The sequence below is a fragment of the Chitinophagales bacterium genome (assembly GCA_013816805.1).
Lineage (GTDB): Bacteria > Bacteroidota > Bacteroidia > Chitinophagales > UBA10324 > MGR-bin340.
This window is the reverse complement of the sequence record JACDDS010000025.1, coordinates 1-13,516: the sequence shown is the minus strand read 5'-3', so window position 1 is coordinate 13,516 and position 13,516 is coordinate 1. Positions and strand designations below refer to the sequence as shown.

Annotated in this window: 14 protein-coding genes; 8 read left to right on the top strand and 6 right to left on the bottom strand. The window is 38.9% G+C overall.

Annotation, left to right across the window (positions count from 1 at the left end; genetic code table 11):
- Positions 1-302 precede the first annotated feature (302 nt).
- A complete protein-coding gene (locus H0W62_15085) occupies positions 303-554 on the bottom strand; it encodes a T9SS type A sorting domain-containing protein (protein MBA3649842.1) in 252 nt (83 codons plus the stop codon).
- A gap of 257 nt (positions 555-811) precedes the next feature.
- Between H0W62_15085 and H0W62_15080 the strand changes: the two genes are divergently transcribed.
- The 3 genes from H0W62_15080 (at position 812) to H0W62_15070 (ending at position 3,293) form a co-directional block, all read left to right on the top strand.
- Complete coding sequence (locus H0W62_15080) at positions 812-976, top strand: KTSC domain-containing protein (protein MBA3649841.1); 165 nt, start codon at positions 812-814, stop codon at positions 974-976.
- Between the two features lie 607 nt (positions 977-1,583).
- Entirely contained in the window at positions 1,584-1,808 is a 225-nt protein-coding gene (locus tag H0W62_15075) for a hypothetical protein (GenBank protein MBA3649840.1), read from the top strand.
- A 402-nt stretch (positions 1,809-2,210) separates the two neighbouring features.
- Positions 2,211-3,293, top strand: coding sequence for an acyltransferase (locus H0W62_15070; protein ID MBA3649839.1), 1,083 nt, complete (start codon positions 2,211-2,213; stop codon positions 3,291-3,293).
- Between the two features lie 12 nt (positions 3,294-3,305).
- Here the strand turns inward: H0W62_15070 and H0W62_15065 are convergent, their stop codons facing one another.
- The 5 genes from H0W62_15065 to H0W62_15045 all read right to left on the bottom strand — a co-directional run bounded on the left by H0W62_15065 (position 3,306) and on the right by H0W62_15045 (position 7,159).
- Positions 3,306-3,617, bottom strand: a complete 312-nt coding sequence (locus tag H0W62_15065) for a zinc ABC transporter substrate-binding protein (GenBank protein ID MBA3649838.1) — start codon at positions 3,615-3,617, stop codon at positions 3,306-3,308.
- 33 nt (positions 3,618-3,650) lie between these two features.
- On the bottom strand, positions 3,651-3,998 hold the full coding sequence (locus H0W62_15060) for a hypothetical protein (GenBank protein ID MBA3649837.1): 348 nt from the start codon (positions 3,996-3,998) through the stop codon (positions 3,651-3,653).
- A 10-nt stretch (positions 3,999-4,008) separates the two neighbouring features.
- Entirely contained in the window at positions 4,009-4,767 is a 759-nt protein-coding gene (locus H0W62_15055) for a hypothetical protein (protein MBA3649836.1), read from the bottom strand.
- A 114-nt stretch (positions 4,768-4,881) separates the two neighbouring features.
- Positions 4,882-5,205 (bottom strand): hypothetical protein, encoded by a 324-nt coding sequence (locus tag H0W62_15050; protein ID MBA3649835.1) that lies wholly within the window; start codon positions 5,203-5,205, stop codon positions 4,882-4,884.
- A gap of 37 nt (positions 5,206-5,242) precedes the next feature.
- A complete protein-coding gene (locus tag H0W62_15045; protein MBA3649834.1) occupies positions 5,243-7,159 on the bottom strand; it encodes a T9SS type A sorting domain-containing protein in 1,917 nt (638 codons plus the stop codon).
- Positions 7,160-7,340: 181 nt separating this feature from the next.
- Between H0W62_15045 and H0W62_15040 the strand changes: the two genes are divergently transcribed.
- From H0W62_15040 to H0W62_15020, 5 genes are all read left to right on the top strand, one after another.
- Positions 7,341-8,747, top strand: a complete 1,407-nt coding sequence (locus H0W62_15040) for an MBL fold metallo-hydrolase (protein MBA3649833.1) — start codon at positions 7,341-7,343, stop codon at positions 8,745-8,747.
- A gap of 122 nt (positions 8,748-8,869) precedes the next feature.
- Entirely contained in the window at positions 8,870-9,817 is a 948-nt protein-coding gene (locus H0W62_15035; protein ID MBA3649832.1) for a hypothetical protein, read from the top strand.
- Positions 9,814-10,386, top strand: coding sequence for a 3'-5' exonuclease (locus H0W62_15030; protein ID MBA3649831.1), 573 nt, complete (start codon positions 9,814-9,816; stop codon positions 10,384-10,386). Before H0W62_15035 ends, H0W62_15030 begins: the two co-directional genes overlap by 4 nt.
- 136 nt (positions 10,387-10,522) lie before the next feature.
- Complete coding sequence (gene hutU, locus H0W62_15025; protein ID MBA3649830.1) at positions 10,523-12,208, top strand: urocanate hydratase; 1,686 nt, start codon at positions 10,523-10,525, stop codon at positions 12,206-12,208.
- 177 nt (positions 12,209-12,385) lie between these two features.
- Complete coding sequence (locus H0W62_15020; protein ID MBA3649829.1) at positions 12,386-13,441, top strand: IS481 family transposase; 1,056 nt, start codon at positions 12,386-12,388, stop codon at positions 13,439-13,441.
- Positions 13,442-13,516: the final 75 nt, after the last annotated feature.

The window sequence follows — 13,516 nt, the reverse complement described above, 5'->3', positions numbered from 1 at the left end:
CCATCAAAAAAAGAGGCTGTATAAAACAATTACAACGCTGATGATAGAATAAAAAAGAAAAAATGATACTCGAAGACAATAAAATCTATTCCCATCCCTAAGGCAAAATCATTTTCAGGAACACCCTTTTTAGGCGGAGACTAGTGGAAGCTTAGAGGAATAGCTGTGAGCATTTGCGTGCGCTATGTTGGCATGGCACGCGAATACAATACGCAAACTCTACGGCATTCGCGCGCCAGAGCAGTTCAGAGAGCCAGTACAAAAGTTTGGGATTGATATAGGTAATAAACGTCTGTAGAAACCTATTCCTTTACCACTTTTATCACTTCCTGTCTTCCATCATTCGATTGAAGTCGAACAAGATAGATGCCAGACAAATAGTTTTCGCCAAAGTTGGTTTCACTTGTTTGCAGGGAAAGAGCTTCAATCACTCTGCGTGAGAGATCAAAAACTGTTGCCTTCTCTATTGTGTTGTTGGTAAATAGTAAAAAGGAGGATTGGGTAGGGCTAGGTGAAATAGTGAAGAACAAGTTATTCTCTTCAGTTGATTGCAAGCTTTCTGTTCCAAATTTAATGTGTAATCACCAAAACTTAATCTGACAAGTTTGGATTTTTTAAGGCATTTGCGATAAAAATAATTTATTGGTAAAAGCGTTTGGGTTTTGCTCAACCGCTTTATTATATCCATCGGTCAAACTATTCCTGGTAGGTTGCTTCCCAGCAGCGCCAAGATTGAATCTTCATCTTTTAAAATAAAAGAAGAAGCCAGTACTTCAAAAAGTTCATGGATTAGAGGTGCTTCATTTTATAGTTGGATGGAAACTACGGCTTTTTTATTTTACAAACAGACAAGGACGATTTTCTCTATTCAAGTATGCCTTATAGTGTTTGGACAGAATTTAAAAATGCAGAATCCTTCGGAAAATATTACAATGAAAACATTAAGTATCACTATATCTTTCAATTAACCAAATAAAATAATGAAATATAATCTTAGTAAAATCAATTTTGACGTACTTTTCAAGACTTTATTTTTATTTTTCATTGCTTATTTCCTTTATTTGTTAACATTAATTTCCATACAAATGAAAAACAATACTGACGTTGGGAGATACCAATTCATGAATGATAGCAGGCTGATTATTGATACCAAAACTGGAAAAGTAACGCACTTTGAAGTATCACACGAATAAGTACAGCAGCCAATAAAAGTTTCAGCCTTTGATTTCTATGAGACAGCAAAGCATTTTGGTGAAAATTTTTTTTCATAAGGTTCACCACGTTGAATCACTGCAAGAACACATGCAAGTAGTTTATTTTCCGCTATAAAATCCCCCCACTTGCAGCAATACCTGAACGTTGGCCATTATTGTAATTTAAACTCTCAATCTCTACCTACAAATGAAATTTACACTACCTCATACAATTGAAAACGAGCTTGGAGAAAAAATCATTTTCCGGGAAATTGTTAATGACCCGGATGGTGACAAAGTAATCATAGATGGTTTATTGTAAACCTAATGTCGGACCTGCCATGCACGTACATTATATGCAAGACCGCCCTAAGGGTTGTTTCAGGAAAGATGGGCTACCTAATCATAAGACAGGAACCTGTTTATCTCACGGCGGAACAGACTGCAACTTTTTTACGGAACCAGCCTCATAAATTCTGGAACGCAGGAGAAGACGACCTCCAAATCAGTGGTTTAGTTAAGCCAGCTAACAGCATTATATTTTTTCTTTCCACATTATATGCAACACAAAAGAAGTCCGGTAGTGGTAGGCCGGAAGCATTTGACGGAGTATAATTTAATGATCAGATATAAGAATGAGTACGGGTTACCTGAACTGCCTTCTTTCGTAAAAAATATAATTATGCCTGGGACTTATCAAATCGGCAATGTTAGGAAAGTATAAGAAATTTAAAATGCTCCTGAACCTTTATGATAAACAACAATAGCTAATAAAGTAATGCTATAATGGGCTGGACGTTGACGCAATCAGGCTGCAAACCGCTATCCGCAGTAGTTTCCGCTGACGAATAAAGCCAGGCAAAAGTACTTATCTTAAACTTTTAACACAATACCAAGCTGCAGTTCCAGGCCCGACTTTCATTGAATTCCATGTCTTCCGAAATACCCGTCGGTTATAGCTACGTTAAATAAATGCCCACTTGTCAAATAAATGACAAGACTTAAACAAATTAATAAATGGGAGTTGGATTATATTTTAAAAAACTTGATGAATTGAGATTTATTGCTTTTTTTCTAGTGTTTTGGCAACACGCATTTTCACCATCATTCTCTAATTTGACAGGTAATAAAATTTTGAAAACCATAATTGACACTTTAACTATTACAGGTGGTATTGGTGTTCATATCTTCTTTGTCATAAGTGGTTTTCTAATCACTTTTTTAATGATTAAAGAAGAATTAACAAAAGGTTCAATTAGCTTATTATTTTTTTACACCAGACGAATATTGAGAATATGGCCGCTTTATTATTTGATTTTAGTATTAGGCATTTTCGTGTTACCAAATTTATTTAATACGTTTAAATTTAACGGTAGTCTCATAAAGAACTTGTTGTTCTTAAACAATTTTGACATGGAAAACCAAGCTCCAAATGTTGGAATAGCTTGGAGTGTCGCAATCGAAGAACAGTTTTATTTGTTTTGGCCAATAATTTTCATAATTATTAGAAATAAAACATTGTTATTAATATTCTCAATATTTTTATTTCTATTCTCCATTTGGTATGTTATAGAATTCCCTAGTGAAAATTACTTTCATACTTTTGGAAACATTCGATTCTTAATGACTGGCTGTATCGGAGCAATATTTTATTCACAGCTAAAAAAGGTAAGACCCAATTCGTTCATAATTAAATCCACAACATTTCATTTTATCATTTTCACTTCGTTGATATTTATAATATTATCTCCATTTTTCAAAACTATTTATTTCCTCTCACTCATTGGATTACCATTAACTTATATCCTAATAATTCTTATTTTGGTTGACAACAACAATGACTCTAAAACTTCATTTTGTTCAAAAATGGGAAAATATACCTATGGTATGTATCTATATCACCCAATGATAATCATATTCATTAAAATTATCTTTGATTTATTAAAATTCGATTATGCAAACAATTCTTTAATTAATTTATTTCTTGCTATTATTTCATTAACTACTACAATTATTATTTCAACTCTATCATATAAATATTTTGAGAGATATGTACTTAGATTTAAAAATAAATTTTCCTTTGTTACTACTAGAATATAATGAATAGCCTGGCTATAAATGGGGCAAAGCATTGTTGCGTGAGCTGCTGACCAGCTGCGGTGACCAGCCGGTTTCCAGATCAAGGCCCACCGTCACAAAAAGATCCGCATTTGAAAGATTAATAATATAGCTCGGCTTTGGATCTACGAAGTGCGGATTTTGGTAGCCGGTTGCAATGGAGGTTACTGAAACCTTATCGCCCCCTATCAATTCGGCAATACTTCGGAGATCCATTAAAGTGGTAACCACCTTAATAGTCGCTGCCTGAGTAAATGCAGAGAGTATGATGAATACTAGAATAATAGATGATACTTTATTTTTCATTTTAATTGAATTATTATTAGTATATAAATGATATTAGTACATGTGTGCACCGTGAGTTCCAATCACGAAAATCCATCTCAGCCACAGTTCATAATAAGGATCTGGGTTATTGTCAAAAGTTGTTTTCCCTTCAATGCCGATTTTCTGAAATTCAGTAGCATACCATTCAAAGGTTGCTGAGACAGCATTTTGATGAAATGAGGATGAATATGGCATTTCCGAAAAATCGTACCTCGCCGTTACAAACCATCGTTTTGCAATCTGGTATTGCAGGAAAGAGTACAGGCCGAAAGAATTTACAGTGCCATTTTCCAGGAAGTTTTTATTGCTATAAAAAAACTCACTCTGCCAGGTAAGCGAGTGGTATGTATTTAGCTGCACCGGTTTCCACTTATACGTTAAATCGGCGGCAGCTATAATTGGTAGTGTGGGATGAATCATTCGCGCCAGTAATTCCCGTAACCCCAAATTCTATTGTTGCATTATCTGTAAGTGCCCAAAAATTTTTTAAATGGCCCAAATAAATAAACCTGTTCCCGGTGTTCCTTTCGAAACTTGGCGTTTCAGAAAATCCACTGGTCACCTGGAAAGTAAGCTCCTGGTAAAAAGCATTATTGGGAAGTAACCAGCTCAGGGATGCTCCTTCATCATTCAAACCTTCCTCTCCGAAATAATTTACAAAAGCATCAGGAAGATCGATAAATGGAAGTGCATGCGGATGTGCAGGATTAATTCTTCCCAGGGCTTCCCTAAATTTCCCTGCTTTCAACTGAAGATGAGCAGGTAACGATAAGGAAGTTAAATATCCCTCCTCTACATCAACTCCATATTTATGGGTTTCGGGATCTCTACCGAAAGAAAGAAAAAAATCTGCGCGTACATAAGGATCTACTACAGATTGAAGGGATATTTCGGTTTCATTTAAGTAGAAGTCAAAATTTTTCTCTGCAATGCTATTGTACGATCCCTGGAAATCTCCTATAACGCTGATATCCGGGTTTGCAGAAGCAGCACCGCGTTGGGGATTATTGACTGGTGTGGTAGTTTGCATCTCTGATTCAATTTCTTTTAGAAGAGAGGAGTCAGTAGCTGTAGTGTCAGATGATGTTTGAGCCTTTGTTTTATTAGTAAGAAAAAAAATAAAGAACATGAAAAATAATATTCCAGGAGCTATTTTATTATTAAATAATTGCATTATAAATAGATTATACCAATGCGGATCGCTATGGTAAGGTGAAAATGGTCTTTCAGAATAATTTGAATATTAACAGCTGTACCCGGGAGGGCCGCGAAGAAAGACCTTTTGTTCAGTAATGAACTTTATGGAGTTAGATGCAGAAACAACGATTGCTTCATTCAGGAAAACTACAGCACTCAGGGCGATTTTATCCGATGGCCTGAATTGCTGTATTTGCAATTGCAGTATCTGGCAGTGAATATGATTAGTGCCAACCGAAATAGCGCCGGTATGGTAATCTACAGTATCCTGGTGGTCTGAAAAAGCGTGAATAAATTCCTTTGGCGTAATAGCAAATACAAATGCTACAATTAAGAACGCCGATAGAATATTCTGAACACTTTTTTTCACTAATGTCAAAGATAATTCTTGTAAGCTGCTATCCCTGTTATTTTAAAATCTCAATTTTCTTTACTGCGATTTCATCCTTCAAACGAACATTTAAATAATACAAACCGGAAGGAAGTTTTGTGCAATCCAGATTCATTCTGTTCCAGCCAGTGCTTTGTGATAGTGCTTCTAAATTTGAAACTTTAATTCCCTGATTGTTATAAACGGCGATAGAAACCGGTAAACCTTTTATGGTGTAATAACTGATGGTTACATTTTCTTTTGCAGGATTCGGAGATACAAAACACCAGGAAGCTGATGAAGAGGCGGTCTCAGTAATTGCAGTATTATATCCGAATTCTTTAAGCAGAATGTGATCATTGGGATCAAAAATCAGGGTATCTACTGACTTAGAGAAAGAAAAATCAAAGACCTGGTGATTAACATCATTAAAAACAGAAATGAGGGTATCGCTTCCGTCAGAAAAATTAAATTTCAGTTCTATCGGCATCTGAAAAAAGGGAGCGTTTGATTGTATCTGATTAATGGACTCTGTAACATTCCAAACACCGGAAGCAGGATTGCTGATAGAAAGTACGTTATCATAAACCGGGTGATTTGGCTCCAATAACCATTCATTAAAAAACCAATCGTAGTTTTCTCCCGTTAAGCTATTTGTGAAACTCATCAAATCATTTACACTGGCATTGCTAAACCTGAAAGTATCATTGGTGGTATAAGCATTCAGCAATTTAAAAAAGGTTGAATCGCCAAGTACGTACCGCAGTTGATCCACTACACAGGCACCTTTGCTGTAGGTAATAGCTTTATTCAATAATGTAGCCTCTCCTGGAGTTTTAATAGCCCAGCTGGAATCATAAATAGGCCATCCGGGGTTCTCCGCTAAATAATAGTTGCGGTAATTTTCAAGCGTGTCTTTCGCCGCCGTACTGCCAAACTGGTGTTCGGCCCATAAAACCTCCCCATATTTTGAAAAACCCTCACTGAGCCATATGTCTGCCCATGTTTCCGGTGTTATTAAATCTCCGAACCAATGGTGAGTCAGCAGATTTATTATAAGGGATTCGTACCAGCAATTATAACAGATAATATTAATGGTTTGGTTTTCTGTACCCGTACCGGTTAAATAACTATTTGCAGATGCGAAAGCAACTTTGTCAAAGGGGTAATCACCGAACAGGCTGCTTAAATAGTTTAGCATAGTGTCGTACACCGCCTCAATTCCTGCAGGATTTTCATCACTGAAATAATAAAACATGACCGGAATGCTATCCTTGGGATGCGTGGGATAATGCCATGACAGATTATCCACAGTATAATTTTTTCTTGAAGCAATGGCAATTAAATAAGTTGCAACAGGATCGTTACTTACCCAATGGTAATAAAGGGTATCATTAACCCGCATGGAATCTACGAGGGTTCCATTACTGACCAGCTGTGCATCTGAGGGTACTTTAGCTGTAATATCAGTGGTTGCTTTATCATCGGGGTTATCCCAGCAAACAAACCAATGGTGAGCACCTTCGGGTTTACTATCGGTAAATACATATTTTTTAGCTCCATAAAATACGCCGTCGATCCTGTCCCTGTGCTGATAATAAATTTTCACATGTATTGTCTCACCCGATTTGTAAGTCTTCTTAAGCGTTACACTAAGGGTATCCGTAGTTTGGAAAAAAGAAGTAGCATCGTCGGAAACAGAATCAATAGTAAGCGAGCTGCTTGAAGCATTTATAACGAGACTGTCCAGTGAAGACTCTGCCTGTAAGGTGATCTCTTCAACTCCGGTATAATCCAGCGGAAAAGGGTCGCTGTAGTTCTTATACAGATCCAGGGTAAGAGTGTAGTTCAAAACATTATACGGATGAGTAGCAATATCAGTTTGAGAATAAGCAGACCTCATCGAATAGAAGAAAATTGCTGAAAGTGATAATATATAGTATTTGTGGTTCATGTAAAATATAATTGTGCGATTAAAACTATAAAATAGAAATGAATTATGAATTTTATGAGATGAATAGCCGCCAATCATGCTGTTCTGCCATGTTCAGTAACTCATGAATCTTTTTATCTTTCATCTCTTAACTTTTGCATCATTCACCCGAGAATCCATAGAAAACATTAAATTATAACTCATGCAAATCAGATTTTGCGGCGCCGACCGTGTAGTAACCGGAAGCTCACATCTGGTAATATTAGACGATGGATATAAAATTTTGCTGGATTGCGGGATGTTTCAGGGGAATCAGAATTATGTAGATGAATTTAATTCAAAATTTGTTTTTGATCCGAAAGAGATTGATGTACTTATTCTTTCTCACGCGCATATTGATCACAGCGGACGTATACCTAAATTGGTAAAGGAAGGTTTTACAGGAAAAATATTCTGCACCTCTGCGACAAAGGACCTTTGCGCAATAATGCTTAGAGATAGTGCTCATATCCAGGAGAGCGATGCCCAATGGATTAATAAGAAACGGCTCAAAAGGAATTTGCCACCCATTACTCCGCTTTATACAGACAGCGATGTGGATCCGGCCTTACGGTTATTCGAAGCGGTAGATTATGAAAAAGAATTTTTAGTGCACGACGGGGTAACCGCTTATTTCCGGGATAATGGACACATCCTCGGAAGTGGAAGCATTTTACTGACTATTCAATCCGCCAATGGTATAAAAAAAATCGGTTTTACCGGTGATATCGGGCGTCCTAATCGTCCTATTTTAAAAGATCCTATTTTCATGGAGGACGTAGATTGCCTGATCAGTGAATCAACTTACGGGGGTCGCTTTCACGAAACTTTTCCGGATGATAAAGAATATTTTTTAAAGGTGATCATGGATTGCTGCGTGCAGCGCAGGGGGAAAGTAATTGTTCCGGCTTTCAGTATAGGGCGCACTCAGGAACTTGTATTCATGCTGGATCAATTGAATAAAGAAGGGAGGTTGTCGCATATACCCGTTTACGTGGATAGTCCTCTTTCAACAAATGCAACAGAGATCTATCGGAATCACCCTGAATGCTTTGATGAGCAGATCAGCCAATACATACAAAGTGATCCCAACCCTTTTGGGTTTAATGATCTGAAATACATAACCGAAGTGGAGCAATCCAAAGCGCTCAACTTTTCATCCGAGCCTTGCATTATTATTTCTGCATCGGGAATGGCTGAAGCTGGAAGGATTGTGCACCACATTGCCAATAACATGGACAACCCAAAAAATACCATTTTAATGGTTGGCTACTGTGCCGATGGCTCACTCGGCGCCAGGATTAGAAAGGGTATTTCTCCCATTAAATTATTCGGGGAAGAGCATCAGTTAAAAGCGAAAGTGGAGATTATGGATTCCTTCAGTGCCCACGGTGATCACAATGAAATGCTACAGTTTTTAAATAATCTTAACCGGGACAGGCTAAAGAAATTATTCCTCGTTCATGGAGACTTCGAGGCGCAATTAGCATTTAAAAAGGGATTGGAAAATAATGGCTTTAAGCTTATCTCCTTACCTGAAATGGCTGAAATAAAAGATTTAGAATTTTGAATAAGAACATCCTATAGAGAATTGCTTCACTATTTTATTGGGTGTTGATAATTTCTAAGGCACCGATAAGGAACTTTTTTCCCGCAACAATTAAATTTACCAATACACTGCACTGCTAATGGATGACAAACATTATTAAAATCCTCGAGGATTTCTTTTTTGATGTGTTTAGCCTGGCGTTTCCAGGATTTCTGCTGCTATTGCTGCTAATATTACCGGATATTTTATTTACCGGGACCTCTTCTCAATCCATTATTTTACCCGGACAATCAAACATCTTTCAATTTTTTTTAAAGAGTAACTATGTAACAGGTGTAAGTGGCCTTATTCTTTTTATAATAAGTTATATACTCGGACATGCAATAAAGGTAACGTCCAAGCTATTATATGATTTTATGGAATCCACATTAGATGCTTTAATTCTTTTCATCAATAAAAAGCCCTATCGCTATATTGTAAAAACAATCACTCAGGATCAAAATATAGAAGCATTCAGGTTAAAGAATGGATTTAATAATTACTTCTATCCTTTATACCATTTCTTACGAAGATTTATCAGGAATATCTTTTCATTCAAACCTTTACATTACGAACCAAATAATGAAAAACTGGTAACTGCCTCTTTAAAATCTTTCGATGAAGTTTTTAATAAAAACGTGGGAGATCTTAAATTTTCTGACATGACACAAAATAATGATGCACATCCGGATGCGGAATGGTATTCTGTATACAAGCTTGCAAATATTATAATAGATCAGGAAAATATTAAAACGCGCACCTACAGTTTTTTAGCGAAGTATAACCTGTACCGTTCCCTGGCGTTTCTGTTTGCCTTTTACATCGTGTTTCTTCTTATCATAAAAAAACATATTGTTTCTGAACAAATAGAGTTATGGAAGATCTTATTGTGGGCGAGCGTAATTCTAACCTATACTTTTCATGATAAATTTAAACGCTATTTCAGACTGTGTGGAAATGAGGCCCTAATGTCTTTTTATTATTTTATGATGAAAGAAAAAAATGGTCTGGTAAAGCAACAAACGCAATCTTCCGGAGGGTCTGCCGCATGACCAACAAACTCTTATTCATCGATACTGAAACAGGCGGACTGAACCCTCAGCTGCACGCGCTGCTATCCGTAGGATTAGTTGTTTGGGAAGATGGTATTATTATCGATGAGGGCGAGTTCATAATTCAAACCGGGAAAAAATCAGTAAGCCAAAGTGCGCTTGATGTCAACCATATCCAGATAGAACAACATAACCATAAGGCGCTGCCTTCTAAAGAGGCCTTTGAAAATCTTATTGCTTTTATCGATCGCCATTTTCCGGATAAAAAACCTGTAACCCTTGCGGGCCACAACATCAATTTTGATCTTCGCTTTTTAAAATATTTTTTTAACCAGCATGGCAGGTTATTCCGGTCTTATATTTCCCACCGCGTAATCGACACTTCTTCGGTATTGCATTTCCTTTATATCGCTGGTATCTTACCCGATAAAATTATTTCTTCAGATGAAGCATTTAACCATTTCAATATTACAGTTGACAACCGGCATACTGCCTTAAGCGATGCACGCGCCACGGCTGAGCTCTTCAGCAAGCTCGTGGAAACCCTGCCAAAGACTTATGAGGTTTGAAGATAAAATCATCCAAAACTGCTACGTTGCTTATTAATTTCCAGGGCAAGAATCTCCGGTTTGAATTATATTTTTCCAGATAGATTCTGAGGAGCAGTAATTTATTTTCCCTCTATTTTTGCATTAAATTTTCCGCATGTTAATTAACGCTACCATTACCGAACAGCAAAAGAAAACCATTCATGCCCCGCGCGGCTCCCAGCTTACCTGCAAAGGATGGGTTCAGGAAGCTGCGTACCGGATGATTCAAAACAACCTCGATCCCGACGTGGCTGAAAGGCCTGAGGATTTAATTGTCTACGGCGGCCTGGGAAAAGCAGCCCGGAATTGGGAGAGCTATGACCTTATCCTGAAAGCCCTTCGGGATTTAAATGAGGATGAAACGCTTCTGGTTCAATCGGGAAAGCCCGTAGGCATTCTTCCCACGCACAAAGATGCACCGCGAGTAATCATTTCGAATTCTATGCTGGTGCCGAAATGGGCAACGTGGGAAGTTTTCCGGGAACTTGATGCAAAGGGATTGATCATGTACGGACAGATGACGGCAGGTTCCTGGATTTACATTGGATCCCAGGGCATTGTGCAAGGCACCTACGAGACTTATTTATCACTTGCGGAACAACACTATAAAGGTTCCTTAAAGGGAAAATTAAATGTGACAGCAGGCCTCGGTGGAATGGGTGGCGCACAGCCTCTTGCTATTACTATGAATGAAGGGATTTGCCTCACCGCTGAAATGGAGGAATGGCGGATGAAAAAAAGAATTGAGACAAGCTACCTGGATAAATATACTGCTGATATTGATGAAGGCATTGATTGGGCGCTGCAGGCAAAAACAAATGGAGAAGCTGTTTCCATTGGAGTTTGCTGTAATGCAGTAGAGTTACTGCAGCGTTTATTAGATAGAAAAATTACACCTGATACACTCACCGACCAGACATCAGCCCATGATGAGCTGATCGGTTATTTTCCTGAAAACTTAACCGTAGAGCAAGCCAAAATCTTACGCGAAAAAAATCCGGATGAATATATTGAACGATCGCTCGACACCATGGCAAAGCATGTTCTGCAGATGCTGGAACTGCAAAAAAGAGGGGCCATCACATTCGATTATGGCAACAATCTTCGTGGCCAGGCACACGACAGACGCGGCATAAAAAATGCTTTTGACTTTCCTGGCTTTGTGCCGGCTTATATCCGTCCTTTGTTTTGCGAAGGAAAAGGCCCGTTCCGGTGGGTGGCATTGAGCGGCGACGTGAATGATATTTATACTACGGATGAATTATTATTGAACCTGTTTCCTGAAAATAAGGGACTTCACCGCTGGCTGAAAATGGCAAGGGAAAAAATTGCCTTCCAGGGATTACCTGCAAGGATATGCTGGCTGGGAATGGGGGAACGGGAAAAGGCGGGACTGGCTTTTAATGCTTTGGTTCGCACAGGTAAAGTGAAAGCACCCATCGTGATTGGCCGCGACCACCTCGATACCGGCAGTGTGGCGTCGCCCAACCGGGAGACTGAAGCCATGCTAGACGGCAGCGATGCCATTGCAGACTGGCCAATTCTTAATGCATTGATCAACACTGCGGGCGGCGCAAGCTGGGTAAGTGTACATCACGGTGGTGGTGTGGGCATGGGATATTCTATTCATGCAGGCATGGTAATCGTATGCGATGGATCGGAAGATGCAGACCGGAGATTGAAACGCGTATTAAATAATGATCCTGCCATAGGCGTCATCCGCCATGCAGATGCGGGTTATGATATTGCAAAGGACACTGCAAGGAAATTCCGGTTAGATTTGAAAGAGAGGCTGAAATAAAGAGTTACGTCAGTTCACGTTACATTCCCCTCGCTCCTGAGAATTCTAAATACTTTTGTTGGCGGTTTGTTGTTCTTGGTCAGTGTGGTTAGATGTAAAAGCTAACATTTAATCTGACAGACAGGGATTAACTTAGAGTTGAGTTAACACAATTCATTAACCCCTAAACTGTCAGAAATGAAAACTGAAATCAAGTTAGTAAAAACAAAATTAGGACTGCTTAAGTTAGCACAGAAGTTAGGCAATGTATCTGAAGCTTGTAAGGTAATGGGCTACAGCCGCGATAGTTTCTATCGCTTAAAGCAGCTGTACGATACAGGCGGGGAAGTAGCATTGCAGGAGATCAGCCGCAGTAAGCCGATCCTTAAAAACCGTGTAGATCAGGCCGTCGAAGAAGCCGTTGTCAGAATGGCCTTTGATTATCCGGCCTACGGTCAGCAGCGAGCCTGCAATGAGCTTAGGAAAAAAGGGATCTTTATCTCAGCAGCCGGTGTACGATGTGTGTGGCAACGACATGATCTGGAAGTGTTTGATAAAAGACTCAAGGCCCTGGAATCGCGCATTGCTCAGGATGGACTCATCCTCACCGAAGCTCAACTGATGGCTATGGAGCGAAAGAAAGAAAAGCGGGAAGCTACAGGAGAAATAGAAACGGAACATCCCGGGTATTTGGGTGCACAGGATACTTACTACGTGGGTACCATCAAGGGAGTAGGGCGTATTTATCAGCAGACCTTTATTGATACTTATACCCGTGTAGCATTTGCCAAAGTGTACGACCGTAAGAATGCCATTACAGCTGCCGACCTGCTCAATGACAGAGTCATACCATTTTTTGAGGAGCAGGATATTGCCCTGCTACGTGTGCTTACAGACCGTGGAACTGAATACAAAGGCAAACGTGAGCACCACGAGTACGAACTATACTTGAGTATTGAAGCCATCGAGCACAGCAAGACCCAGGTGCGCAGCCCCCAATCCAATGGCATTTGTGAAAGGTTACACAGGACCATACAGGAAGAGTTTTATGCCGTAGCATTCCGCAAAAAACTCTATGAAACTTTGGATGATTTACAAACCGACCTGGACCAGTGGATGGAGTTTTATAACACCGAAAGACCTCACAGCGGCCGCTACTGCTTTGGCAAAACACCATTGCAAACTTTTATCGATAGTAAAACTCTTGCAACAGATAAGGAGTTGGATAAACAATTTGAAAAATCTTCATCATGATTTTTTACTATTATTATGATGTGGTAAACGCTTTTCGCGTTTTCCACATCCAACAAAAAAAGTCCACTGTCTGTC

Bases quoted from the DNA above. Each gene is read 5' to 3' on its own strand.
- H0W62_15075 (MBA3649840.1), top strand. From the start codon at position 1,584: ATGGGCTACCTAATCATAAGACAGGAACCTGTTTATCTCACGGCGGAA.
- H0W62_15070 (MBA3649839.1), top strand. From the start codon at position 2,211: ATGGGAGTTGGATTATATTTTAAAAAACTTGATGAATTGAGATTTATT.
- H0W62_15065 (MBA3649838.1), bottom strand. From the start codon at position 3,617: ATGAAAAATAAAGTATCATCTATTATTCTAGTATTCATCATACTCTCT.
- H0W62_15055 (MBA3649836.1), bottom strand. From the start codon at position 4,767: ATGTTCTTTATTTTTTTTCTTACTAATAAAACAAAGGCTCAAACATCA.
- H0W62_15045 (MBA3649834.1), bottom strand. From the start codon at position 7,159: ATGAACCACAAATACTATATATTATCACTTTCAGCAATTTTCTTCTAT.
- H0W62_15040 (MBA3649833.1), top strand. From the start codon at position 7,341: ATGCAAATCAGATTTTGCGGCGCCGACCGTGTAGTAACCGGAAGCTCA.
- H0W62_15035 (MBA3649832.1), top strand. From the start codon at position 8,870: ATGACAAACATTATTAAAATCCTCGAGGATTTCTTTTTTGATGTGTTT.
- H0W62_15030 (MBA3649831.1), top strand. From the start codon at position 9,814: ATGACCAACAAACTCTTATTCATCGATACTGAAACAGGCGGACTGAAC.
- hutU (MBA3649830.1), top strand. From the start codon at position 10,523: ATGTTAATTAACGCTACCATTACCGAACAGCAAAAGAAAACCATTCAT.
- H0W62_15020 (MBA3649829.1), top strand. From the start codon at position 12,386: ATGAAAACTGAAATCAAGTTAGTAAAAACAAAATTAGGACTGCTTAAG.